22 protein-coding genes and 1 pseudogene are annotated in these 25,355 nt (G+C 34.4%); 6 read left to right on the top strand and 17 right to left on the bottom strand.

The annotated features are described in order from the left end of the window. The first annotated feature begins 104 nt into the window (after positions 1 to 104). From V1503_RS18740 to V1503_RS18725, 4 genes are all read left to right on the top strand, one after another. Entirely contained in the window at positions 105 to 632 is a 528-nt protein-coding gene (locus tag V1503_RS18740; RefSeq protein WP_410628664.1) for an RNA polymerase sigma factor, read from the top strand. After that, positions 616 to 1,194, top strand: coding sequence for a hypothetical protein (locus tag V1503_RS18735; protein WP_410628663.1), 579 nt, complete (start codon positions 616 to 618; stop codon positions 1,192 to 1,194). Before V1503_RS18740 ends, V1503_RS18735 begins: the two co-directional genes overlap by 17 nt. 73 nt (positions 1,195 to 1,267) lie before the next feature. Next, positions 1,268 to 1,732: a YolD-like family protein gene (locus V1503_RS18730; protein WP_410629470.1), complete on the top strand. Its 465-nt coding sequence runs from the start codon at positions 1,268 to 1,270 to the stop codon at positions 1,730 to 1,732. Between the two features lie 84 nt (positions 1,733 to 1,816). Further along, a complete protein-coding gene (locus V1503_RS18725; protein ID WP_410628662.1) occupies positions 1,817 to 2,275 on the top strand; it encodes a hypothetical protein in 459 nt (152 codons plus the stop codon). 27 nt (positions 2,276 to 2,302) lie between these two features. Here the strand turns inward: V1503_RS18725 and V1503_RS18720 are convergent, their stop codons facing one another. The 4 genes from V1503_RS18720 to V1503_RS18705 form a co-directional block, all read right to left on the bottom strand. Further along, positions 2,303 to 2,539 carry a hypothetical protein gene (locus tag V1503_RS18720; protein ID WP_410628661.1) on the bottom strand — a complete coding sequence of 79 codons (237 nt, stop codon included), beginning with the start codon at positions 2,537 to 2,539 and terminating at the stop codon, positions 2,303 to 2,305. 298 nt (positions 2,540 to 2,837) lie between these two features. Next, positions 2,838 to 3,668: a hypothetical protein gene (locus V1503_RS18715; protein WP_410628660.1), complete on the bottom strand. Its 831-nt coding sequence runs from the start codon at positions 3,666 to 3,668 to the stop codon at positions 2,838 to 2,840. Between the two features lie 745 nt (positions 3,669 to 4,413). Further along, positions 4,414 to 4,722, bottom strand: coding sequence for an AraC family transcriptional regulator (locus V1503_RS18710; protein ID WP_410628659.1), 309 nt, complete (start codon positions 4,720 to 4,722; stop codon positions 4,414 to 4,416). A 5-nt stretch (positions 4,723 to 4,727) separates the two neighbouring features. Then, positions 4,728 to 5,372 carry an AAA family ATPase gene (locus V1503_RS18705; RefSeq protein ID WP_410628658.1) on the bottom strand — a complete coding sequence of 215 codons (645 nt, stop codon included), beginning with the start codon at positions 5,370 to 5,372 and terminating at the stop codon, positions 4,728 to 4,730. Between the two features lie 468 nt (positions 5,373 to 5,840). On the opposite strand from V1503_RS18705, the pseudogene V1503_RS18700 reads away from it, so the two are divergent. Together V1503_RS18700 and V1503_RS18695 are read left to right on the top strand one after the other, a co-directional pair. Beyond that, positions 5,841 to 6,377 (top strand): annotated as a pseudogene (locus V1503_RS18700) (IS1595 family transposase); the annotation flags it as partial. An 85-nt stretch (positions 6,378 to 6,462) separates the two neighbouring features. Continuing rightward, complete coding sequence (locus V1503_RS18695; RefSeq protein WP_410628657.1) at positions 6,463 to 6,729, top strand: hypothetical protein; 267 nt, start codon at positions 6,463 to 6,465, stop codon at positions 6,727 to 6,729. Positions 6,730 to 7,308: 579 nt separating this feature from the next. On the opposite strand, the gene hfq is transcribed toward V1503_RS18695, so the two are convergent. The 13 genes from hfq to rny form a co-directional block, all read right to left on the bottom strand. After that, the gene (hfq, locus tag V1503_RS18690) at positions 7,309 to 7,533 is read right to left on the bottom strand and encodes an RNA chaperone Hfq (protein WP_214482767.1); all 225 of its coding nucleotides are present in this window, start codon (positions 7,531 to 7,533) and stop codon (positions 7,309 to 7,311) included. Between the two features lie 41 nt (positions 7,534 to 7,574). After that, entirely contained in the window at positions 7,575 to 8,519 is a 945-nt protein-coding gene (gene miaA / locus V1503_RS18685; RefSeq protein ID WP_410628656.1) for a tRNA (adenosine(37)-N6)-dimethylallyltransferase MiaA, read from the bottom strand. Positions 8,520 to 9,099: 580 nt separating this feature from the next. After that, positions 9,100 to 10,992, bottom strand: a complete 1,893-nt coding sequence (mutL, locus tag V1503_RS18680; protein WP_410628655.1) for a DNA mismatch repair endonuclease MutL — start codon at positions 10,990 to 10,992, stop codon at positions 9,100 to 9,102. A gap of 294 nt (positions 10,993 to 11,286) precedes the next feature. Continuing rightward, positions 11,287 to 13,875: a DNA mismatch repair protein MutS gene (gene mutS / locus V1503_RS18675; protein WP_410628654.1), complete on the bottom strand. Its 2,589-nt coding sequence runs from the start codon at positions 13,873 to 13,875 to the stop codon at positions 11,287 to 11,289. A 515-nt stretch (positions 13,876 to 14,390) separates the two neighbouring features. Next, positions 14,391 to 14,951: an outer spore coat protein CotE gene (locus V1503_RS18670; RefSeq protein WP_410628653.1), complete on the bottom strand. Its 561-nt coding sequence runs from the start codon at positions 14,949 to 14,951 to the stop codon at positions 14,391 to 14,393. Positions 14,952 to 15,615: 664 nt separating this feature from the next. Next, positions 15,616 to 16,047: a YlbF/YmcA family competence regulator gene (locus V1503_RS18665; RefSeq protein WP_410628652.1), complete on the bottom strand. Its 432-nt coding sequence runs from the start codon at positions 16,045 to 16,047 to the stop codon at positions 15,616 to 15,618. 1 nt (position 16,048) lies between these two features. Beyond that, entirely contained in the window at positions 16,049 to 17,587 is a 1,539-nt protein-coding gene (miaB, locus tag V1503_RS18660) for a tRNA (N6-isopentenyl adenosine(37)-C2)-methylthiotransferase MiaB (protein ID WP_410628651.1), read from the bottom strand. Between the two features lie 184 nt (positions 17,588 to 17,771). Continuing rightward, a complete protein-coding gene (locus V1503_RS18655) occupies positions 17,772 to 18,638 on the bottom strand; it encodes a 2-oxoacid:ferredoxin oxidoreductase subunit beta (protein WP_320258879.1) in 867 nt (288 codons plus the stop codon). Continuing rightward, positions 18,639 to 20,378: a 2-oxoacid:acceptor oxidoreductase subunit alpha gene (locus V1503_RS18650; protein ID WP_320258880.1), complete on the bottom strand. Its 1,740-nt coding sequence runs from the start codon at positions 20,376 to 20,378 to the stop codon at positions 18,639 to 18,641. It lies immediately after the preceding gene. Between the two features lie 385 nt (positions 20,379 to 20,763). Beyond that, on the bottom strand, positions 20,764 to 21,687 hold the full coding sequence (locus V1503_RS18645; protein ID WP_410628650.1) for a dipeptidase: 924 nt from the start codon (positions 21,685 to 21,687) through the stop codon (positions 20,764 to 20,766). Between the two features lie 284 nt (positions 21,688 to 21,971). Next, a complete protein-coding gene (gene spoVS, locus V1503_RS18640) occupies positions 21,972 to 22,232 on the bottom strand; it encodes a stage V sporulation protein SpoVS (RefSeq protein WP_410628649.1) in 261 nt (86 codons plus the stop codon). 533 nt (positions 22,233 to 22,765) lie between these two features. Continuing rightward, complete coding sequence (ymdB, locus tag V1503_RS18635; protein ID WP_410628648.1) at positions 22,766 to 23,560, bottom strand: 2',3'-cyclic-nucleotide 2'-phosphodiesterase; 795 nt, start codon at positions 23,558 to 23,560, stop codon at positions 22,766 to 22,768. A 78-nt stretch (positions 23,561 to 23,638) separates the two neighbouring features. Next, complete coding sequence (gene rny, locus V1503_RS18630) at positions 23,639 to 25,210, bottom strand: ribonuclease Y (protein ID WP_410628647.1); 1,572 nt, start codon at positions 25,208 to 25,210, stop codon at positions 23,639 to 23,641. Positions 25,211 to 25,355 lie beyond the last annotated feature (145 nt).

Genomic DNA, 25,355 nt, shown 5'->3' with positions numbered 1-25,355 from the left:
TCGCACTTTTGTTAAAAAAAAGATAGAATTATTAATATACCTGTCGAATAATATGTTTTTTCAGAAATCGACATACAATTATTGTCTTGTAAAGAGGTGACTCCATGGATAAAAAAACTAAAGATATTCTTCACTTATATGATGTTTATAGTAATAGAATTTTAAAGTTTATTTATACACTTACTAATGATTATCATAAATCTGAAGACTTAACACATGATACGTTTGTAAAAATAAATAACTCATTGAACCAAATTAGAAATATGGAAAAAATCGAAACATGGATATTTCAGGTTGCCCATAATTTAACCATGGACTATTTAAGGAGACAAAAAATAAATTTCTTTGAACGTCTTTATCCACAATCAATAGAAAAAGAATCTGCCCCTTCTACAGAAAGTATTATCATAAAAAGTGAAAGCTTCGGAGACTTGTATACAGCTCTAAAAAAGCTTAAACCTACATATCGGGAAGTTATTATTCTTAGGAAAATAGAAGAATTGTCAATAAAAGAAACGGGTGAAATCTTAGGATGGACTGAAAGTAAGGTAAAATCTACTTTATCTAGAGCAATGAGAGTACTACATAAAGAATTATCAAAAGGAGGATATGATTATGAGCAATCGTCCTGAGGAGTATCCATTTGATCAGGTAAAAAAACTGGATGAGAGCATACATTGGGATACTCAAAAACAAATCGAGTTAAGACAGAGAATAGAGAAAAGTTTAAATAAAACAAACAAAAGGCACAATTATGTTTTCAGAGTCCTTCCACTGGCTGGCTTAGCAATAGTATTTTGTATTATTGGTATATTGTTAGCACCATACATATCTGAAGAAGAATTTAATAAACTGGGGAATGCTTCTACGCCTGTGGAAAATACAACAGAGGCTGCACTAAGTGTTGAAGAAGTACTTAATAAGGATTCTGTTATATATTATGTGAATTTAGATGTTACAAAAGGATCAGAATGTAATTTCTACCTAAATAATGTACATGGGGGTTACAACTATAAATACAAAGTATATGCTCCTGATGGAAGTTTAATTGGAGAATCTACTACTGCGGACACTCAAGAGAGGTTGTATGCAGTTGACCTGAGTAAATACGGTTCTGGTAGATATAAAATAAAGGTATATTCTCAAGCAGGTAATATTGGAGGACAATATCAATTGAGAGTAAGAAATTATTAAGAAAAAGACTAGAATAAAAGTATTATTTTATTAGTTGAATTTCTTTGTATTAATTATATTTACAAAATAAAAGATTTTTTTCATACATAATTATCCTGTTTTAGATGCGCATGAAATAGAAGAAATTAACAATACAATCCTGGAGTCTATGGAGTTTACACAAGAAGTGACTGTAACGTATTTTGAAGATGGAGCTTTTAAACCATGCATGGGACATATTCATTTTGTAGATCATCTCAACAAACATATAAGAGTAGTGGATAAATTTGAGGAAATACACAGGATTAAATTTGAGGATATAATAAACGTACAAATAATATATCAGCCCCACATGCTTTGCAGGGCTGTTTTTTCATGGAGTGAATATCTTGCTGTATTTTATATTATGCAATTGTTATATTTTGTATACGTAATTTTATATAGTACGGTGATGTACCATATGTATAGTTCCAGCTTTTCATTTTTGAAGAAACTGGGACTAATCGACTCACTAATCAATATGTTTCCTTTGAATAATTGGAACATTATAGACAATTGACAGTTGCATATCTAAGTAGTCAGACATTCATTAAATACAAGGGATGTGTTTTTACATCTTAATATTTGAAAGGAATGAAATTACATGTCTAATTGTGGGTGTAAAGGAAAAGGAAACAGTGAATTATTATGTAAATGTGATAATACACCTATAACTTTCGCAAGCGTTAATGTTGGAGCAGATCCAACAACTTTTATATCGTTGACAACCGATAAACTACTCGTTACTGAAAAGGATTGGATTGCAAAGATTGATTCAATGGTTGTCATACAAGCTGATGTAGCAGATGGTACGTCCCTCCCCCTTATTTTATTTTATGAAATTGAACGTATTACAGGGAATACTACAAAATCATTGTGTAGGTACGCAGTGAATGACAATAGGGATGGACAATATACACTAACCCCTAACAATACTGTATGTGATGAACCAGGACTAGGATGCCATCAGTATCGATTATCTGTCACGGGTCTAATTCAACAAGGAGTATCACTTACTTTCAATTGTAGATGTATCAACGTAACTACATTTCAAAAAAGGTAAGTAAACATAAGAAATGCCCTACTCTATTCAAAGAGAGGTATCTTGAAAGACTTCTTCTGTTAACATGAGAGCATCATACAGCTTGACTTCATGAATAATGTCCTCATCCACATTATCAAGCTTAATACTTGGTGTTGTTCCTAATACACCAATATTCAAAACACTTCCATCTAAGTTATCAAGTGAGTTATCTTGTCCAATTGAGTAAGTAAAAATAAGATAAACTAAAGTTGCTGAAATTATAATTAACAATATTTTTTTCATAAAAGTTGTCTCCTAGTTTTTGTTTATAACGATAAAAATGTGGTAGTATAGATTTTGTCTATTCTACCACATTTTTTTAACATATTATTTAGCTACTATTATATTTTCCGACTGAGAAACACATTTAAAATGGTTTGATGTACTTGTAGCAGTGAGGCTTATAGAAGCAAATTTAGCATCTAGACCTCCGGTTAAACTTCCGCTAGTTGTAGCGTAATTATAGAAATTTCCATCTGCTAAATACCAAAGTGTATACTCTTCGTTTAATGCCTTCGCACTAGCTGTCACCCCCTGTGTATCAATCTGTTCCAGTCTCTGTATAATACACATCCATCGTTTTAATGACCGTTTCATCTCCTTCAGGCAAATCGACACTGTTACTAATTGAATAAAGTTGAACAAGCTCCCCTACTTGATTTACCTCAAAAGTTATTAAGCTTCCGTTGTTTTTAACACCCTGTGTATCTATCAATACTCCATCAATATATAATTCAAGTTTAGATGTAAAGGTGTCTCCTACTTTATCATGGGCATAAACAACAATATTCCTTATATTTTTTTGTCCCCATAAATTTTCTTCGTAATACGCTGAGTTACCTCCACATTCACTTCCCCCGATGCATACCTCCTTTTTATACATTGCAAGTAGGACTTCTTCTTCAACCGTTTCTTCCGTAACGTACGCGTCTATAGTTGCTATAAACGTTTCATCTCCCTGTTTCAGGCCATTCTCATGAACAGAATAGAATCTAATGTAACTTCCTTCTCGTTCCACGTTATAGATTAAAAAACTTCCCTCTTCAAAAACAGCTTGACTATCTACCAATTCACCATCGATATACAGTTCAAGGTTTGCAGTTGAGGTTGAACCTACTCTATCATGAGCGTAAACAATAATTTGTTTAATGTATTTTTTTCCCCACAAATTCTCTTGGTGATATTCAGAATTACCGCCACATTCTGTTCCTCCAATACACACTCCAGGTTCATAGCTAGCTACTTGAATAGGAGCGTTAGTACTTTCCATTGCAATAGTATTCTGTGAATCTGTAAAATTATTTCCGTTTGCAAAACTAACACCAGAGAATAAAAGCATTAATATAAAGCATGACATGACCACTTTTTTCACTTCAACACCTAACCTCTCCATTTTTTTTGAAATAACAATTAATTATACCATTTATGTAATATTATGTGTTTTTTATTTTACCAATTTTAGGTTACTCATATTTGAGTGTTCTTTCACTATATTCTAGATTTGTTTACTAACCTAAATGTCCATTAAGTTTATTAGGAAAATGATTTATTTTACCCAGCACATTTATACAAGCATAACTAACATAACTTATATAAAATAAAGTACACCCTTTATTAAACCATCCACTTCAAGCGTTTGATTGGTTGTTTTTAAAAGCACTCAATAGATGAGTGCTTTTTGACTTTCTCACACTTACTCAAATGTCCTCAAATCTAATACCTTTTACTTTTTATTTATGTATTATGTACTTTGTAAAGCACAAAATTAAAAAGCCCTATACCTGAGAATAGGGCTTTTGAAATCAATTGGGAAGACTAAATATACCCAGAGTATATGATATGTGCTCCCTCCCCATATTGTGTGGGTAATGGAGTCTATTCATGGTAGTCAATTATTGTGTTTTATTAATTATATAAAACTATGATCCTAATGCATTTATTCACGATAAAATTGTTATTTTATTGTAAATGAGTGTTTCCTACTCAATATATTTATTCTCTGCTAAAGGTTTATGGATGTAACTAAAATGAGAAGACCCTATTTAAAATGAATAGGGTCTATTAAAGGTTTATAATAGTGTTGAAAAAGTTTGTCCAATTTGACAGCCACTCAGAGCTTACTTACATTGGTTAATGAAACCTTGGTGTGGAATTCCCTTATCTTCAAAAACTCGCTTAGTATATAGTGGAGATAATCCAAATTGTCTATATATTTCGTTCAAAGATAAATTTTTAATGAAATGAAGGTCATATAACAACTCAAAGTCTTTTTCTCTTTTCAATCGTGAAATTTCTTTTAACTTTAATAATTCCACATTATACTTATTGAACAATATCTCCATGTCTTTTGTTTCAATGCCAGTCTCCTTAAAAATCTCATTTGGTGTCATTAGCATTTCATGGTTCATCTCAATAAGCTTGTCCAAACTTGCTACATGCTTTTGCCAGTTATAAAGGTGTTTACCACCCTTCCATTTGGATTTGGGTAAATCAAGATTTGATTCCGCATAGAAAATGAAACTTTGGTCTTGACTAATGTATCAATTGCTTCTTTCCCAAAATCTTTTTCCCCACCTCGAGCAAGTGAGTAAGCCTCATCTATAAATAAGATCCCTCCCATAGCACGTTTAATAAGCTCGCGAGTTTTTTGTGCAGTATGCCCAATATATTCTCCTACTAAATCTGCCCTCTCAGCCTCAATCAGATGTCCTTTCGATAACACATTCATACGAACAAATAGTTTCCCCAATAATCTGGCAACAGTTGTTTTTCCCGTTCCAGGATTACCTTTGAACATCATATGCAGCACTTGTTTACCTGGTTTTAGCCCCTCTTCCTCACGTTTCTTATTAATAAAAATCCATGCATATATTTCTTTAACAATCCGTTTGATTTCTTCCATTCCGACAAGAGAAAGAAGCTCATCTTCAATTTCTTTAAGTATATTATGTTGAGAAGGGAACGGCTTATTATATACATCAGTTTGTTGATGTCGTTTAACCTCAATTTTCTTTTGTTGATTATTAAGTATAATATTGATTTGACCATTATTTTTCATCGTCATAGGTTGATTCAAGCGATTTCACCTCACATTCATTACTAGTATACGTACGAAAAATAAAATTGTGACAAATGCCTATAACAAAACTCCATATGTAATCATATTAACTGTAATAGCAAAGGAAAAGTGGTGTATTTTGTTTATAGCTTATTAACAAATTTCTGCAATTTTTTTCTTAAATTCATTATCAACTATTAACCCGTCTAATTTGTCAAACTTAAAGCTATAAAATAAAATGACATTAAGGTTTATTATATTTTTGTACAAGTAACACATGTAAATAGCAGTTTACTCCAGTTAACACTGAGGATTTCAATAAGATAGTCTCGGTTACACCTGGAAGAACATTGGTGAAAAATTTAAAAGGATAGGTAAGAGTATCGATTTATTTTTACTACTTTAATTCAATCCACACCAGAACCTATAACAACTAACTTTTTAAGGCTAATATTATCAAACAAAGTGTTAAATTATTTTTGACCCTCCCCGACCAGAGGAATTAGTCTCGAACAGGTTTTAGTACTTGTTGCCAGAGATCGCTCGAAAGCACTGTCTCCATGGTTGCTTGTATGGGGCGTGTTATGAAAACACAGATTGATATTATGATTAGTTCTAAGATGACACCTGACAACGTACTCGTCACAGACGCTTGGAGAGGCGATAAAACATATGCCAAAGAAAAAGGATTTGAAACATTATAGAATTAAAGCTAATGATGGTACACACGTTATTAAAGGTCTATACCATATGAAAATTGTAAATAATATCCACTTTCGTATGAAACAATGGATTGTCCGTTTTAAGGGTGTAGCTTCAAAATACCTTGATCACTCCCTTGCTTAGTTCTTATTTGTTGATAGTCGTAGTAACGAAAGTACAGAACACAATAATAATGACTTTTTATTAACATCATTTGTATTTGAAATGACAGACACTTATGATAGTTTACGCTTGTCAAAATTCAAGTCTCAACGAGTTGGTTATCAGAACAAGAGTTCATTAGGATATGAAAAAAATTAATTGATACATACAATAAATAAACTCCAAAGAACGAATGATTGTAGATTAAAAAAACTAATTCTGTAAAAAGGTGGTGTTGGGACTATTGAGTCAAGTCGCTTTGAAAACAAAAATATATTTTGGGCTTTCTGTTACCATTTTTCTTATCGGTCTTCTTTCTTGGGTTCCTTATTTAGTATTTAACATCCAAGAACCTTATGGGGTGTTAACGTTATTTCTTAACCCAATAGGATTTTATGTAGGCTATTTATCTAAAAATAGATTGATAGCATTAAGCAATTTATTCATGGTCTTTAGTTTTGTTCCTGTTTTAATATTTGTTTATGTGACAAAGGGGTATATTCCAATGTAAGTATGATAGCCTTTTTGAAGTAAATTAAACATGAAAATCTTATAGTGGCGGCTTCCATAAATTTTATTCAATTCAACTTTAAGATTAACACAGCCATAAAATAAAAAATGACACCATGATAATGGTCTCAGCAGTTCAGTTATTGTGGTGAATTTTTAACATTGCATTTAGATGCATAACTTAAACACCCCTAATATGTCATAAACAGGTTTCATCTCTACCCATGACTTCCCTCTTTTTAATTTGATTAAGAGTGATCATCAAACCAGTAAGTCCCGCAGTCAAGGAAGGTGGAATACTCCAACTAGAAAACCCCAGTATCCTGAAAATAAAGATAAAGAGAAAAAGCATCGGAAATCCTACTAATACATACTATTAAAGAAACGTACAGTGCTATTTTATTATTTTTCATTGCACATCTCCATTAATGAATGTGAAAAGCAATAATTTATCATTCGATAAAGGTATCGTGAAACCTATGTATGCTTGCTTATTCCTTAGTAGAAAAACAACAATCATTACGAAAACAGCTCGTTCAAAAAAAATAACCTACGTTAATTAGTAGGTTATTCTTACAATTTATTCAAAATCTATTTGAATATTTTTTTGAGGTGCAAAGGTTGAGATCGCATGTTTATAAATTAATTGCTGTTTGCCTTCTGTCTCAAGCAAAACAGTAAAATTATCAAATCCTTTTATTTGTCCTCTCAATTGAAATCCATTTAATAAGAAAACTGTTACAAATGCTCCATCTTTTCTAACTTGATTTAAAAATTGATCTTGAATATTAATTGATTGCTTCATAATTTCGTCCTCCTCTTTTCTATATATACATAATTATTCGCTTAAAGTTTGAGCTTTCCTGCTATGTAATCGAAAATATCCGTTAACTTTTCATTAAGATGACTAGTATCAGTCATATCAAACCATTCAATGTCCATCTTGTTTCTAATCCACGTTAACTGTCGTTTGGCATACCGTCGTGAATTTTGCTTTAAGCTATCTTTCGCATCTGCTAACGTTATTTTGCCGTCAAAATGCTCATATAATTCTTTATAACCTATCGCTTGAATTGATTGGCAATTCCTTATGCCTCTTTCATAAAGATCATGAGCTTCATTCACAAGACCTTGATCAAACATAAGGTCCACGCGTGCATTGATTCTATCATATAATTTTGCTCGATCCATGGTTAATCCGATAAGTGCATTATCATATAATATATCTTGTTTCTGGTCTTGTTGCAACTCAGACATTGGTTTACCCGTCACATGGTAAACTTCAAGTGCGCGTATAACGCGTCTCACATTATGTGGGTGAATCCGTTCAATACTGAGTGGATCAACTTTTTTTAGTTCATTATATAACGAATGTGCTTCACCATTATCAGCTTTTGCTTGTAAGCGATTACGATATGAAAGGTCAGTCGGTTGACTGGAGAATTGGTAATCATACAAAACCGCTTGAATGTATAAACCAGTACCTCCTACAATCATCGGAAGCTTCCCTCGTGACTGGATATCGCTAATTAAACCTCGAACGATCATTTGAAATTCTGCTACAGAAAAAGATTCATGAGGATCTTTAATATCAATTAAATGATGCTCGATCCCTTCCATCTCTTCTCGTTTTATTTTTGCAGTACCAATATCCATTCCCCGATATATTTGCATAGAGTCACCACTAATAATCTCCCCATTTAACTTTTTCGCTAGCTCTATGCTTAATTTTGTTTTTCCAACAGCTGTCGGACCTACAATCACAACAACTTTTTGTTCTGTTTCATTCAACTAATGATCACTACTTTCTATATCTATTGCAGTCAAATCATAACATATCCAATTTTGTTAATTAAACATTCATATAGTATAACCAAAAATGAATACTTTTTAACAACTCTACACAATAATTTTATATTCTCCAGACATGATAACGCTTTCGTTATAAATCACTAATCACCTTATATTAGCAAAAATCTTTTAAGCAAACGTGAATGTATAAAAGTAGAGAATAAGACCATTTTACATAAAAGTTGCAAAAGGACAGCGTGAGTCTCTCCATTATATTTTTCATTTTTTTTAGGCTAAGGTAGATTTGCTCCCATTAAGCTAAACATGATGATATATAAGCTGTTTTCACAATGACTGATGTTTATCGAACAAGAACGATACACGCAATTATATAGCTCGCAGGTTATTCCTTAAATAAACAGCGCATTGAATATCTAATTTAGTATGGGAGCAGCACAGTTTACGACTAGGGTCGCAAAATAATCAACATTCTGGAGACAAAAGTGTTTATTGACTTTTGTTGAGTCGGCATAGCACTATTATATTAGCCTTGTTAATTCTTATTACTCATTGTTTAAACTTACATAACTCGTTTAAACATTTTTTCCATTTCATAGGTCGTATAATGAATGATGATTGGTCTACCGTGTGGACATGTAAATGGGTCACTCGATTGTCGAAGCTGTTCAAGTAAAGAAAAAATTTCTTCCTCTTTAAGATGTTGATTAGCTTTAATCGAAGCTTTACAGCTCATCATAATCGCAGCTTCTTCACGAAGTTTTTTTACATCAACTTTTTGCATTTGTAGCACTTGCTCAATCATATCCTCTATGATCGTTGTCTCATCTCCTACTGGGAACCAAGTCGGGTGAGATCGAACGATAAAACAATGGTGTCCAAAAGGCTCTAACAACACCCCACATTGGGCTAACTCTTCTTTATGCTCATTTATTAGTACATATTCATCTTGTGAATATTCTAAAGTTAGTGGCAACAACAGCTGTTGAACCTCTGAAGTTACTTGACCGACTTTTTCACGATAGTATTCATATTTAATTCTTTCTTGAGCAGCATGTTGGTCGATAATATAAAGACCTTGTTCATTTTGAGCTAAAATGTAAGTTCCATGCATTTGGCCAATAGGATATAGTGGTGGGACACGTTGCGTATGATCTGTAACAAAATCATCCAAATCCGTTAATTTTTCTTCCTCTATCTCAGAAACATCGTTATCATTATCTAGTTGTATTCTTTCTGGTTCAAGTGACGCATGATAAGCACTAATTTCATCATGCATAAACTCATCTTCATTTTCCTTAATGACATTAACCACGTTTTCACTTTGTGAATGAATACCTGTTTTCTTTTCTACAGGCAAAACAGGCTCACCATGTGTATCGTTACTTAATGCATGATGTTCCAACGTAAAATCTTGTTGAACTGTTCGTTCTGTTCTCTTTGTAAATGGGTTTGCTTCAGGAATGAGCTGCTTAGTTTTAAATTCTTTTTCAATCTGTGATCCTATTAAGTCGTTTAGCTCAGACTCCTTACTAAGTCGCACCTCAAGTTTCGAAGGATGGACATTTACATCTATTAATAAAGGGTCCATGTTAATTTCCAATACAATAATTGGATATCTACCGATTGGTAGTAATGTATGATAACCGTTTTGAATTGCTTTCACAATAGAGTAGTTTTTAATATATCTCCCATTTATCATCGTAGAGATGTAATTCCTAGATGCTCTCGTAAGTTCAGGTAATGAAATGAATCCCTTCACCTCAAAATCTAAAGATTGAATCGATATTGGAATCATTTTCTTAGCAATAGATACTCCATATATCGCTGCTATTACTTGTTTCAAATTACCATTACCATTTGTTAAAAGTAGTTTTTTTCCATTATGGATTAATTTAAATGAAATTGATGGGTATGCTAAAGCTAGACGATTAACGATATCAGTAATATTACCTAACTCGGTATTGATCGTTTTCATATATTTTAATCTAGCTGGTGTATTATAAAACAAATTAGACACTGTTATATCCGTGCCTTTACGACTATCAGTACGATGATGACTAGCGAGCTCACCACCTTTAATTGAAATATACGTACCCGCTTCTTCACCAGTACTCGTCTTCATCTCTAGCTCGGATACGGAAGCAATACTGGGTAATGCTTCACCTCTGAATCCAAGCGTCCGTATTCTAAACAGGTCATTTTCATCTATGATTTTACTCGTAGCATGACGTGAAAAAGCCACAAGGCAATCATCTGGTTCGATGCCATCCCCATTATCAATCACTCGAATTTTTGCTAATCCTGCCTCTTCTAGTTCAATTTCGATAACAGTGCTATGCGCATCTATTGCATTTTCAACCAATTCTTTTACAACTGAGGCTGGTCTCTCAACTACTTCCCCTGCTGCGATTTTATTAGCAAGCTGATCATCTAATTCAATAATTTTCCCCACAATATCACCTCCAATCTTATCTTTTATAAAGGCTCTTTTCGTAAATTTAGTAGCTATTTTCACAAAAAACAGACAGCATGCTGAGTTTATGAAAGCAATAATTGTAACAATTAAAGAGATGCCCCACGAGCACAAGATAGATACGCGTTTATATCTTAGAGCGAAAAGCAACAATCAATGGGAAACTGCTAATCAAAAAAATACGAAAAAATGCAGTCTAGACTGCTTGAAAATTGTTTATGAACGCGATTAACTCGGTTAGCTTGCATTTTTCGTTTTGTCCACTTATAAAAATCACTTCAATTTCTTTTGAATTTCATATAATTTATTTATTGCATCCATAGGTGTCATGTCTAGTAAATCAAGTGATTTTATATCTTTTAACATCCGCTTTTCTTTCGTAGAGAGTTTTTCTTCAATTTTATTTGTCGTTTCTTCTTGAACAAATAATGATAATTGTTCTTTAGGAACAGCATGCTCCACTTTAGTATTAGGTTCTGATTCACTTGCTTTTTCAAGTATAGCTAGTACCGATTTTGCACGATCGATTAAAGCGTCTGGAAGATCAGCTAATTGTGCAACATGTATACCATAGCTTCTATCAGCTGCACCTTCTTTTATTTTATGGAGGAACACTACTTTCCCATGTTCCTCTATTGCACTCACATGAATATTTTGTAATTTTGCTAAATCATTCTCTAGTACTGTCAATTCATGATAATGAGTTGAGAATAGCATCTTCGCACCGATGTTGTTATGAATATATTCAATTATAGCTTGTGCAAGTGCCATGCCGTCATAAGTTGATGTACCTCTACCAATTTCATCAAATAAGATTAAACTATCTTTAGAGGCATTCATTATGGCATTATTTGCTTCTAGCATTTCTACCATAAACGTACTTTGACCAGAAATAAGATCATCAGCTGCACCAATACGAGTGAAAACCTGATCAAAGATCGGCAGTACAGCTTCTTGGGCTGGAACGTAACAACCAATCTGAGCAAGAATAGACGTTAAAGCAATTTGTCTCATATACGTGCTTTTCCCTGACATATTTGGACCAGTAATTAATAGTATCTCTCTATCATCATTCATCACACAATCATTCGGTACGTACTGCTGAAGTTGTAGTACTTTCTCTACGACGGGGTGACGTCCATCTTTGAGAAAGACCTCTCCATTATGAGAGAAAGCTGGCTTACAATAATGTCTTTCCTCACTAACTGTCGCAAAGCATTGCAATACATCGAGTTCACTAATAATTTGAGCCAATTGCTGAATACGAGAAATATTATTTTTTACTTGTTCACGAATATGAAGGAATAGCTCGTACTCTACTTCAACAATTTTTTCTTCTGCTTCAAGTATTAAAGCTTCTTTTTCTTTTAACTCAGGCGTAATAAACCTCTCTGCGTTTGTTAATGTTTGTTTACGCTCATATCTTCCTTCTGCTAATAAATGAAGATTTGCCTTAGTTACTTCAATATAGTAGCCAAATACCCGGTTATAACCAACTTTCAACGATTTTATGCCTGTTAGCTCACGTTCTTGTTTTTCTAGAGCCGCTAACCATGATTTGCCATTCTTACTAGCATCTCTTAATTTATCAAGGGTCGAATCATATCCATCTGCAATGATGTCACCCTCCTTAATCGTAAGTGGTGGGTTTTCACGCAAAGAAGCTTCTAACAAAACTGTCACTTGTTCACACGGATCAATTTTTTCAGCAAGTTCACCACAGTAAGCATGATCTAGTGTTGTTAATAATTGCTTTATTGCAGGTATTTGTTGTAATGACTTTTTTAGTTGGACTAGATCTCTTGCATTTACATTCCCAAAGGCTACTCGACCTGCCAAACGCTCTAAATCATAAATTTCCTTCAACATATCCCGAAGCTCAATTCGCTCAAAATATGAATTAATAAAAGTCTCCACCATGTTTAAGCGGTTATCTATCGCTTCTTTATTGATGAGGGGTTTGTCTAACCATTGCTTAAGGCGTCGTCCTCCCATCGCTGTCATCGTATCATCAAGCAACCACAGTAAAGAACCCTTTTTCCCTTTACCTCGAATTGTTTCTGTTAGCTCTAAATTCCTTTTTGAAAAGTAATCTATTTTCATAAATTGATTTGTTTCATATACTTGGACTTCTTGCAAATGTTCTAAACTGCGTTTTTGTGTTTTCTTTAAATAATTTATTAAACGGCTAACTGTATGTGTTAGCTTGTCATCATGTAATTTGTTTACAATGTTCAAAAATTCATTATCGAGGATGATATTATCTTCGAATGAAAATGTTAATTGGCATCGTTCTAATAATTTTATTTTTAGCTCTTCTGGAAATTGTGAAGCAACAACAACTTCTTTTGCATTTATTGAATAAATTTCGTTAATTACATCATTGAATTGCTGCGAAATAATGGTAACTTTGCTCTCGCCAGTTGTTAAATCGATGTGAGAAAGACCGAAACTATTATCATCAAACATCGATATTGATGAAAGGAAATTATTATCTTTTTCTATAACTCCCTTGCCTTCCATCACTGTACCCGGTGTAATGAGCTGAACTACTTCACGCTTAACAACACCTTTTGCTTGTTTTGGATCTTCAACTTGCTCACAAACTGCTACTTTATACCCTTTTGTTATTAATTGTTCAATATATCCGCTTGCAGCATGGTGTGGAACTCCACACATCGGAATGCGCTGTTGGTCTCCACCATCTCTACTCGTTAATGCGATCTCTAACACCTTGGATGCATTGACTGCATCATCAAAAAACATTTCATAAAAATCCCCAAGACGAAAAAATAAAAAGGCATCCTGATAATCTGCCTTTATCTTTAAATATTGTTGTATCATCGGCGTATAGCTTGCCATTGTTATCCCCCAAATATTCCTATTATTAAGCACTATTTATTATAACATATATGGGGACATTTCTTTATTACATTGGTTGTTTCAACATAAATTGTTATTAACTAAGGCTCTTTTCGTTAATTTTGTCTTTTTTTTCACTAATTGTTAAAACTCTGATATGTATATGTGATTGGAACAGTCTTTTGAGAAGAAAAGATGCCACGATGGCTAGATATACACGTGTTTATAACTTGGGACGTAAAGAAAATATCATTACGAAAAATCCTTTAACTAAGGCTCTTTTCGTTAACGTTGTTATTATAATATAAACTCTGATGTGTATGAGTGGGACGATTTTTAGAGAAGAAAAGATGCCACGAATCTTCTGAAGCCTATTTAGCTGATCGTAAAACATATTAATGACAAAGTTTAAGAATGGTACCACTACAACAAGAGTATCATTTCAAATAAATTCATAAGGCAGAACTTGCTTCTGACAAGTAAAAAACTAGGAAGTCTGGCTCCCTAGTTCTTTATTATTCTTCTACGTCTTCTATTAGAAAATCAGGATTCAAATCTTCAAATTCTTCATCATCTAATTCCTCATCGTCTAACTCTTCATCATCCCATTCTTCTTCGAACTCTCCATCAGGATCAATGACAACCCAGACTTTCGTTTCCCCAATTACTTCTGCTAGAAATTCCCTCTCCACTTGAACGATTACTTTATTACCATTTGGAGAAATGGTCGCTTCCAGCGTATTAGGCTGCTGTAGAACTTTTGCTACAACTTCTTGACCACCGTCTAAATAATTTTCATCTTTGTATTTTAATTTGATCACATCTGTATATGCAACTTTTTCTGTTACGACTTCTGTTTTAGTATTATCACTGAATGAATACCATACATTAATGTCATAAGTACCATCTAATTCAACAGTAGATTCTCGTTTTTTTGCCTCATATTGGTGGTTTATAATCCAACAACCTAAAATACTAGTAGGTTTATGGGACGGAGAAAATGTGTGTGTTGCTTGGGTGAACTTACGCCCTCTTCCTATTACAGCTTTAGTAATAATTTCTCTATGTTGTGACATACAAGTATACCCTCCTCAATCAATCTTCTTTCCATCCTATGCAGGGCAAATGACTATTGTGCCTATTACAAAAACAATTATGTGATGTATTAAATATAGCCGTATAGTTCATTGTATGTCGCAAAATCTAGATATGTACCTATTTTTAAAATTTATTTAGAAAAATAGCATAGACTGATTTGTTCACTATACCCGAAGGTACCTTTTGACATAGGTTCAATAGGTATGATTGACTCTAGAGTGTAGAGAAATTGGAAGCTTCTTAATCTTTGGAGCTATATAATATGAAGGACTTTTTAACTTTAAGTGTGAGAGTTATAGTGTTCTCAAGGAGACTTGAGTTTGATCTACAAAACTAAAGCTCGTTGACTTTGTTGCATTTTTTATTACATTTAATCAGTTAGTAGCTTTTAATTAATGGCTCTTTTCATAAACTTTGTTGCTATTGTTATCTTTTAATTCCAAAAAGTGGTTTACATTATTAGTCATCGTTGTACAGAAAGAAGATGCCAGGAACGATATTTATATTCCTATTTAACTGTTAGTGTGACAATCAACAATTCATGCAGGAAAGTCCAATGCTAGCTAATCTTTACAAATATCAAAAAGAGCATTGATATGTATCCAATGCTCTCTTACCTTAAATAATAGATTGCTTAAAAGCTTAGTGACAACTGCTTCCACTACTTGCTTTAACTTTTGAGCCTGTCTCTCCACGGAGTACATCTCCACCTGTAGAGACAATTATTTCATCGGTAACTGTATTCGTAATTGTTGATGCAACGAGTTGAAGTAAATCATTCACATGAATTTGCGATGATTTAAATTCCTGAACGATCGGCAATTCATCTATTTCAGCATGAAGTTTATCAATTTTTTCTTCCACTTGTTTTAATGCCTCATGCTTACCATAATGTTGAAAATTAACTGCTTGTTTTTGCAAGCTCTTAATCAAAGCAATCGTTTCTCTTACTTTTTGATTTTCATTAATTTTCTCTTCCGTTTGTTTAAACAGTTCTACTTCTCCCGTATCCGCAATCATCTTCGCTAAATCACGAGCACGTGCAACAAGATCATCTTTAGTATACTTAGTCATCTTAATTCACCTCTGCTACTTCTTCTATCAATTCACCATCTAATGTCCATGTTTTTGCTTGTGTGATCTTCACTTTTACAATTTGACCAATAACTGATTTAGGAGCTCTGAAATTAACAAGCTTATTCTTTTCTGTGTAACCCGCAAGCACTTCTGGATTATTTTTACTTTCACCCTCTACAAGTACTTCAACGATTTTGCCTTCATGTTCTTTCATTTTAATAGCAGAAAATTCATTTACAACTGCATTAAGTCTCTGCAAACGTTCTTTCTTCACTTCCATCGGAATATTATCTTGCATCTTAGCTGCCGGAGTACCCTCTCTAGGTGAATAAATAAATGTATACGCAGAATCAAATCCAACTTCTCGATACAATGATAAGGTTTCCTCAAATTGATCGTCTGTTTCATTCGGGAATCCTACAATGATATCAGTCGTTAATGATACAGATGGAATAGCTTCTTTTATTTTTCTTACTAATTCTAAATAATGCTCACGGGAATATTTACGTGCCATAATTTTCAACACATCAGTGCTCCCAGATTGAACAGGTAAATGAATATGGTCGACTAAGTTTCCGCCTTTAGCCAATACTTCTATAAGGCGATCATCAAAGTCACGAGGATGGCTAGTTGTAAAACGGATACGAGCAACTTCAATTTTTCTTAGTTCGTCCATTAAATCTCCTAAACCATAGTCAATACCTTCCAAATCTTTACCGTATGCATTCACATTTTGGCCTAAGAGTGTAATTTCCTTATAACCATTCCTAGCTAAGTGACGAACTTCTTCAATGATGTCTTCAGGTCGTCTACTGCGCTCTTTTCCACGAGTATATGGCACGATACAGTAAGTACAGAACTTGTCACAGCCATACATAATATTTACCCAAGCTTTAATATCCCCTTTACGCACTTTCGGGAGATTTTCGATAACATCCCCCTCTTTTGACCATACTTCAACAACCATCTCTTTGCTAAGCATAGCTTCTTTAACAATCTGTGGTAATCGGTGAATATTGTGAGTTCCAAATATCATATCAACATGATGGTGTTTTTGTAATATTTTATTGACAACCGATTCTTCTTGGGACATACATCCACAAACACCTAATAATACGTTAGGGTTGTTCTTTTTTAAATGCTTAAGATGACCAAGTTCACCAAATACTTTATTCTCAGCATTTTCTCGAATTGCACATGTATTTAATAGAATAATATCTGCATCATCAACCGTATCTGTTGATTCATAGCCTAACCCTAGTAAAATACCTGCCATGACTTCTGTATCATGTTCATTCATTTGACAGCCATAAGTTCGGATATAAAACTTACGCCCAGTACCTATTCCGATCATGTCCTCTGGCAGTTCAAAATCACGCTGGATAAGAACATCTTCTTTACCACGTTTTTTAGCATCTGATAAAGACGGCGCCTGATAAACACTATCAAAATACTGACTATAATCCTTGGCGGATTTTTTGTCCGAAGGATTAGGTTGCTCTACTTGTTGTGATTCTAAGCGTTGCTTTTCGTTCATTATATATCTCCTTTCGTACATATCACTGCAAAACTAAAAATACTTACACACATTATCATAGTATAATGGTAATACAAATAATAAACAATAAAAACAAAGCTTTGTTACAAATTAACCACATATTTATAGGTAGAGAAAAAGCAACAAAACCGCTAGTGTTTTGTTGCTTTTTTTAATGATCAAATTACATAAATTCTGCTACGAGTTCATCGAATTTATCTTTGCTAATACTTAAATCAGCATTTGTTAACGGATCTTCACTATAGCCATAAACCAACTCTTGATAAGATGGTTGCTCGTTGTTTTGATAGATTAATCCAGTTACTAAACCGTTATGCTCCATCAATGTTTGCATCGCTGTCATACGATTGTTAGGATCATATCCTTCAATCGTTTTTAGACTTGTTAGATTTTCTTTAAACCAATCATACGTATTCGTTTTATTGTACGTAACACATGGGCTAAATACATTAATTAACGAGAATCCTTTATGATTAATTCCAGCTTCAATTAATGAAGTTAACTCTTTCAAATCGGTAGAAAAACTTTGTGCAACAAATGTAGCTCCTGCTGTTAATGCCATCTCCATTACCGATAAGGAAGATTCAATAGAACCTTTTGGTGTACTTTTTGTTTTAAACCCTACTTCACTACGTGGTGAAGTTTGACCTTTTGTTAAACCATAAATTTGATTATCCATGACAATGTATGTTACATCGATATTTCTACGAATCGCATGTACTGTATGCCCCATACCAATTGCAAAGCCATCTCCATCTCCACCTGAAGCGATGACAGTTAAATCACGGTTAGCCATCTTCACACCTTGAGCTATAGGTAAAGAACGACCGTGGATACCATGGAACCCGTATGAGTTAATATATCCAGATATGCGCCCTGAACATCCAATACCTGATACTACTGCTAATTCCTCAGGTTGTAAGCCAACATTCGCAGCTGCTCTTTGAATGGCAGCTTGTACTGAGAAATCTCCGCACCCTGGACACCAATTTGGTTTGACATTATTTCGAAAATCTTTAAACGTCGCCATTTAGAACATCTCCTTGCATTTTGTGTGTATTTCATGTGGCAGGAATGGATTTCCATCATATTTTAAGACAGATGTTATTTTTTCTCCGAATCCTACGTTCATTTTCATAATACTTGCAAGTTGACCAGTAGCGTTGTTTTCAACGACAACGACCTTTTTCGCCTTTTGAATAAGCGGTTGAATCTCATCAGTTGGGAATGGATGCACTAAACGAACGTGCGCATGATTCACCTTGATACCGTCTTCTTCTAAACGTGTCATGGCTTCTTCAATCGCTCCACGTGTGGAATTAAAACCAACGATTAGTATGTCCGCATCTTCATGTTGACAGTTTTTGTAGACAGGTGTATCAAATTTCATCTGATCAAGTTTACGGAATCTTTTATCCATCTGTAATTGACGATTTTCTGCATCTTCAGATGGTTTTCCAGTTTCAGCATGTTCAACACCCGTTACATGATGTATACCATGTTTTGTTCCTGGTACTACACGTGGTGAAATCCCATCTTCAGTTACTTCATAACGCTTAAAGTAAGCTTTATTTTCTAATTCAGGTAATTCTTCATTAAGTTGAAGTTTACCACGACGAATTTCAATTTTATCATAATCAAGTGGCTCAACTGTTTGTTTTCCAAGAGACAGTTGCAGATCTGTTAAAAGAATGACTGGGCATTGATACTCTTCTGCTAAGTTAAATGCTTCTATAGAATCGTAGAATGCTTCCTGTACTGTACTTGGGGCCATTACGATTTTTGGAATTTCACCATGTGTTCCATAAATCATAGCCATTAAATCTGACTGTTCTTGTTTAGTTGGTAATCCAGTACTTGGTCCTCCACGCTGTGTATCAACAATCACAAGTGGCGTTTCTGTAATACCAGATAGTCCAATTGCCTCCATCATTAACGATAGACCAGGTCCAGCTGATGCTGTTAGAGTTCGTACTCCCGCATAATTAGCACCAATTGCCATTGTACAAGCAGCAATTTCGTCTTCAGTTTGTATAACTGTTCCACCAAATTTAGGTAGCGTTTTAATTAAATACTCCATGATTTCTGAAGCTGGTGTAATAGGATATGCAGGCATAAATCTTGCCCCTCCAGCTAATGCACCTAATGCAATCGCATCGTTACCTATCATAAACAGACGCTTTTTACCATCTGCTTTTTCAATTTTCATCTCTTTATTATTGTTACCGAGCTGTTGCTTCATAAAATCAGCGCCAGCTTGAATTGCTTCCATGTTTTTATCGACAATTTGTTGACCTTTCCGGCCAAATTTTTCGTCAATTACTTCAAAGAACACCTTCGTGTCAATGTCAAGTAACTCACTAGAAGCACCTACAGCAACCATATTTTTCATTAACGAAGTGCCTAAATCAGTTGCAATCTCCGTGAATGGAACCGCATACAATGCTACTTTCGAATCATCTGGAATGGTCGGGTTAAACTTTGCATCAGCAATTACAATCCCACCATCACGTAACTCACTAAAGTTAACATCAATTGTTTCTTGGTCAAATGCTACTAGTATATCTAAATCATCAGAAATAGCACGAACCTGAGTTGTACTAACGCGAATTTTGTTATTCGTATGACCACCTTTAATACGTGAGGAAAAATGGCGATACCCATATAAATAATACCCTAATCGGTTTAACGCTACTGAGAAAATTTCTCCTGTACTTTCAATACCTTCCCCTTGTTGTCCGCCAACTTTCCATGAAAGTTGATTGATCATGTCTTACACCCCTTTGGAATACGTTCAATATTATATATTTAACAGCATTTGTTTGAGAATGTTCAAAAAGTTTCAGTCATACAATGGTTTGATATTCTCCTCATACCCGCTATTTTGTATTTACACATTTAAAGCGCATACAAGTAAATTATTGGTACCTTCATCATTTTCTTTCCCTTTTGAACATGTACAATTTGTTATAGCACGTTCCAACCAAGACACTTACATGGTGATCTAAAATGTTTTTGATGAATAACAATTATGAAATGTTTGGATGTACTAAACGCTTACAATTCTAGACCTATAATCAAAAAATTGCAAGTGTTTCAACATAAAATTTGTCGATTATATGAATAATTTTTTTGTTTTCGAAAAAATACATTTATTATTCAGGTAAATGTTCTACAAAATTTTGATATAAAAAACTTCTTACTAACTCATCGCTATAATATTTATGTAATTCTTCGATTAAATGCATATAGCACTTAAAGCTTCCCATACCTCTTACTGTTGTAGAAATCCCATCGAAATCAGAACCAAACCCAATGTTTTTAGCCCCTCCTAAAGAACATAAATGTTCTATATGTAACAATATATCTGCTATACCTGCATGACCGTGTACGGATAAAAACTGTGGAACGAAGGTAACACCTATCATGCCATCTTTCTCGATCATTGCTTTAATTTGATTGTTATGTAAATTGCGCGGATGGTCACAAAGCTTATAACAATTCGAATGTGATGCAATTGGATAGTCCGCTAATGCCATTACGTCCCAAAATCCATGCTCTGATAAATGTGAGACATCTGTCCAAACTTTTTGATCATTTAATGTTCGAACAACCTCTTTTCCAAATGATGAGAGCCCGGCTCCACGCTCTTCTAATATACCGTCAGCTACAGTATTGCCATAATTCCATGTTAAACCAACAGAAGATACTCCTAGCTGGAGTAGTGTTTTTAACCTAGTTATACTCCACCCTATACAATCGCACCCTTCAAGTGTTAACATAGCACCAATTTCATTGCGGTTTAAGGTGTTAATATCTTTTTTTGTTTTAACTAGTTTAATATGATCGTATTTAGCAATGATTTGATTATAAAATATATCTATCATTTCTAATGCGACGTCAAATTTGTCTATATTACTAACAGATTCAGGAATATAAATCGCAAAGCATTGTATTTTACTTTTTGTCGCAATCATTTGCTCGTAAGTTATATGTAATGACTTATCATTTTTGAATGAAATAGATGGATTGAGCCACATCTTTAATAAAACATCGCAATGTGCATCAAATATATTCATTCTTGCTCCTCCTCTCTTATCATAAGAGTTTTCTCAAACATGATTGTTGGTATTCGTACAAACACATTACAAGTATATAAACTAATCCCTCATGGCATCTTTTCTTATTAGCGTATATCATCTACTGAGGATGGGGACGCATATGTGGAGCTTTACGATCGTATCACTTGTCAAGCGAAAAGAAGCGTAGCTAACTGTATTTTCTTATACTATAAAAACAACCTGTTTGCAGTATTCGCAAACAGGTTTATGCTAACTTCTAGAGTAAAATTCTAACAATGAACCTAGCGAGGTTCAATAATCAATTTGATTGCCGTCCGTTCTTCTCCATCAATTTGGATGTCCGTAAACGCTGGGATACAAATGAGATCAACACCACTTGGAGCTACAAAACCTCTTGCTATCGCTACCGCTTTCACTGCTTGATTCAATGCACCTGCCCCAATCGCTTGAATTTCTGCTTGCCCTCTTTCTCGTAATACTCCTGCAAGTGCACCAGCCACAGAATTAGGGTTAGACTTTGCTGAAACCTTTAATATTTCCATTCCTAGTTCCTCCTTGTTTTTTACTGTGAATGATAAGTGTTCAGTAGAACATTTTATATATATAAGCCCATTGATACTATATTCAGTAGTCACATATAGTATTCCTGCAAGTTTTTAATCTTTTATCAAAAAATTCACAAAAATCTTAATTTCTGGAGAAACAAGGTTGGATAAATAGGTTTTTTTACAGTCCGATGACCAGCAAAGCTACAACTCTCGATACATCCCTTTTCGAATTCATAATTAATAAGCCACTTAAGAAATAAACACGTTTCAACTATAGTTTTCTTATGTAAGAACGTAACAATCACATATTACCTAATAGAATAGCAACAAAGTTGACAAAAAGAGCCTTAGTTAAAGAAGTTTTAATAATTATAGTTTCTTTACGTACTAAGTTATAAACACGTGTAGATCTAGCGAACGGGGCATCTTTTCTTCTCTAAGGACTGTTACAATCACATATATACATCAGAGTTTTAACAATTAGTGAAAAAAGACAACGTTGACGAAAAGAGCCTTACGAAAAAAGTTTAATCAAAGTATGGATGATCATCATTAATAATAATGCGGTTAATCCCTTTAGCTTTACCCGTTTTGTTGTCAATATCAATGACTACAGCATTAAGTTGAGCTCTTCCATCGGTTACTTCAAACCGAACAGGGAGGTTAGTCAAAAAACGCTTCAAAACAGCTTCTCTGTCAACACCTAATATTCCATCATATGGACCTGTCATACCTACGTCAGTTATATATGCAGAACCTTGAGGTAGTATGCGATGATCGGCCGTTTGCACATGTGTATGCGTTCCTACAACAGCAGATACCCTTCCATCTAAATACCAACCCATTGCTTGTTTTTCACTCGTGGCTTCAGCATGAAAATCTACAAAAATGATTTTGGTTCGCTTGCTTGCTTCTTCAATTAATTCATCTGCTTTTGTAAATGGGCAGTCATTTGGATTTAAAAATGTCCTTCCTTGTAAATTAATAATGGCTACCTCACGACCTTCACAAGGGATATAAACGATGCCTTTACCTGGTACACCTTCTGGAAAATTTGCAGGGCGTATCATGTATTTCGCAGAGTCAATAAACTCAAATATATCTCTGTTATCCCACGTATGATTACCAAGTGTAACAGCTTGTGCTCCAGCATTAATAAAACCGTGGTATATTTTTTCCGTTATCCCTTTACCCCCTGCTGCATTTTCACCATTAATAATAGTGACTGAAGGGAGGTATTTCTTTTTTAATTTAGGAACATATTCATTAACCATATCCCTTCCTGGTGAGCCAACTACATCTCCAATAAATAAAATTTTCATTTTTTTCAACCCCTTTATATTTGTACAATTTATTATCAGTTTTGCCAAAACAAAAAAAATAAAGTGGTAAAAACCACTTTATTTTGCATATTCGACAGCTCGTGTTTCCCGAATCACTGTCACTTTTATGTGACCTGGATAATCGAGCTCATCTTCGATTTTCTTTCTAATCTCACGAGCTAAACGGTGAGCTTCCAGATCATCAATCGAATCTGGTTTAACCATAATTCGAACTTCACGTCCCGCCTGAATTGCAAATGATTTCTCAACACCATCAAATGATTCAGAAATCTCTTCGAGCTTTTCGAGACGTCTTATATAGTTTTCAAGTGTTTCACTTCTTGCTCCAGGTCTTGCTGCAGATAATGCATCGGCAGCAGCCACTAATACTGCAATGATAGAAGTAGGCTCTGTATCACCATGGTGTGAAGCTATACTATTTATAACAATTGGATGCTCTTTGTATTTCATAGCTAGTTCTACACCAATTTCAACATGACTACCTTCCACCTCATGATCTATAGCCTTACCAATATCATGAAGTAATCCTGCTCGGCGAGCTAGTAACTCATCCTCACCTAATTCAGCTGCCAACAACCCTGACAAGTAAGCGACTTCCATTGAATGCTTCAACACGTTTTGACCATAACTCGTTCGGTACTTAAGTCGACCTAATATTTTGATTAAATCTGGATGGAGCCCATGTACACCTACTTCAAATGTCGTTTGTTCACCAATTTCACGAATATATTCATCCACTTCTCTTCTCGATTTTTCAACCATTTCTTCAATACGAGCTGGATGAATACGTCCATCTTGAACAAGCTTATCTAAAGCAATGCGAGCCGTTTCACGTCGAATCGGATCGAAGCCTGATAAAATCACTGCTTCAGGTGTATCATCGATGATCAAATCAATACCTGTTAACGTTTCTAGAGTTCGAATATTTCTACCTTCCCGACCAATGATTCGTCCTTTCATTTCATCATTAGGCAGATTTACGACAGAAACTGTAGATTCCGCTACATGATCAGCCGCACAACGTTGAATGGCTAATGATAAAATGTTTTTTGCCTTTTTATCAGCTTCTTCTTTAGCGCGACTTTCTGCTTCTTTGATCGTAATCGCAACATCGTGTGCGAGCTCTTTTTCAACATTGCCAAGAATGATTTGTTTCGCTTCCTCACGTGTCAAACTAGAAATACGTTCAAGCTCTGTACGTTGTTTGTTAAACATCATTTCCACTTTGCTTTCCATCTCTTCAATATGCTGTTGTCTTTGACCTAGAGAATCCTCCTTTTTTTCTAACACACTCTCTCGCTTAGATAAAGATTCATCCTTACGATCAAGATTCTCTTCCTTATGCATTAACCGATTTTCTTGTTTTTTTAGTTCGCTTCTTCGATCACGAATTTCTTTTTCTGCTTCTGTTCGAAGTTTGTGGATTTCATCCTTTGCCTCAAGAAGCGCTTCTTTTTTAAGCGCGTCAGCCTCTCGATTTGCATCGTTAATAATTTGTTCAGCAGCGCTTTTTGCGCTTGTGATTTTCGCCTCATTAGATTTACGAACAAGTGAGATATAAAGAACAACAACTGCACCGACTATGGCAAGCAAAATGGTGATGATTATAATGGGATTGAGATTGTCCATCATTTCACCTCCTCTTGCTATATACTTGTTTCTTGCTAGATTCAAACTGTCGGCATGTAATTTTTCCCTTAATAAATTCCAACATGCACAATGGCTTTTCAAGTTCCAATACTAGAGGCTGTTATAAGCCTGGAAAAAGACTGTG

Origin of the sequence: Nanhaiella sioensis (assembly GCF_046557775.1) — a bacterium.
In the GTDB taxonomy this organism is placed as follows: Bacteria; Bacillota; Bacilli; order Bacillales; family SM2101; genus Nanhaiella; species Nanhaiella sioensis.
Note: the sequence above shows the minus strand (reverse complement) of the source record. Positions and strands in the feature narration are given on the sequence as shown.